Raw genomic sequence first — 1,087 nt, 5'->3', positions numbered from 1 at the left:
TTTTTCGTCAATTCCGTCAATTTGCGACGGCTTTTTTGACGATATTTGCAGTAATTTTAATCCTATTATATCATAAATTCTGTAAATGTAAAGTAGTTTTCAGGAATTTTATGGCTGAAATTTGATTTCAAAAGCTAAAAATCAAGCTTTTAAACCGTCATATTTTAGTCGGAACGGAGGAATTTTTATGGCTAAAAGAGGGAGCAATATCTACAAGCGCAAGGACGGTCGATTTGAAGGGCGTGTGCCTGTGGGATATAATGATAGCGGAAAAATTAAGTATAAGTCCGTGTATGCAAGAACGCTTTCAGAAGTCAAGGAAAAGATGGCACAGCTTTATTCTGTTAGGCAGGAACAGACTGTTTCTTCCCTGAAATTAACGGTTCTTGATGCTTCACAGCAATGGCTTTCTTCAGCAAAACTGCGTGTCAAAGAGTCAAGTTATGCAAATTATGAGGACATTGTTACAAAGCACATTCTGCCGATTTTAGGTAAAGAGTTTATGTCTAATCTGACCACAAGCAAGCTTAATGATTTTATTCATTACAAATTAAATCATGGTCGATTGAACAGAAATGGCGGACTTTCTGCAAAATCGGTCCGTGACATTATGACTGTTTACCGAAGTATTGAAGCTTATGCTGCAAGGGAGTACGGTATTAGAGAAACACATTTCACCATGCCTAAAACTGAGAAAAAACAGACGGACGTGCTGAATGCCTTTGAAAGAAAGAGGCTTGAGACTTACCTTCTGCACAATCAGAATAATACGAATATTTCTGTGCTGCTGTGCCTTTTTACCGGACTGCGCGTAGGAGAGCTTTGCGGCTTAAAATGGGGCGATATTGACTTTCAGAATGGAACAGTTTCAGTATGCAGGACTGTTCAGAGAATTAATAAGCATGGAAAGTCTGAGGTTGTTATAGGCTCTCCGAAAAGCAAAACCTCAATCAGAACCGTTCCCATTCCCGATTTTGTTCTTGCAATATTAAAGCAGAAAAGAAAGGGTGATGACTTTTATATAATCACCGGAACAAGCAAGCCGACTGAGCCAAGAACCATGCAGAATCGTTTTAAGTCAATTCTT

Annotated in this window: 1 protein-coding gene; it reads left to right on the top strand. The window is 38.7% G+C overall.

What is annotated here, in order from left to right:
* Positions 1 to 187: 187 nt before the first annotated feature.
* A partial coding sequence (locus OCV67_RS13330) for a tyrosine-type recombinase/integrase (RefSeq protein ID WP_147644406.1) occupies positions 188 to 1,087 on the top strand: 900 nt, incomplete at its 3' end.

Source organism: Porcipelethomonas ammoniilytica, assembly GCF_025567485.1.
Taxonomy (GTDB): Bacteria; Bacillota; Clostridia; order Oscillospirales; family Ruminococcaceae; genus Porcipelethomonas; species Porcipelethomonas ammoniilytica.
Note: the sequence above shows the minus strand (reverse complement) of the source record. Positions and strands in the feature narration are given on the sequence as shown.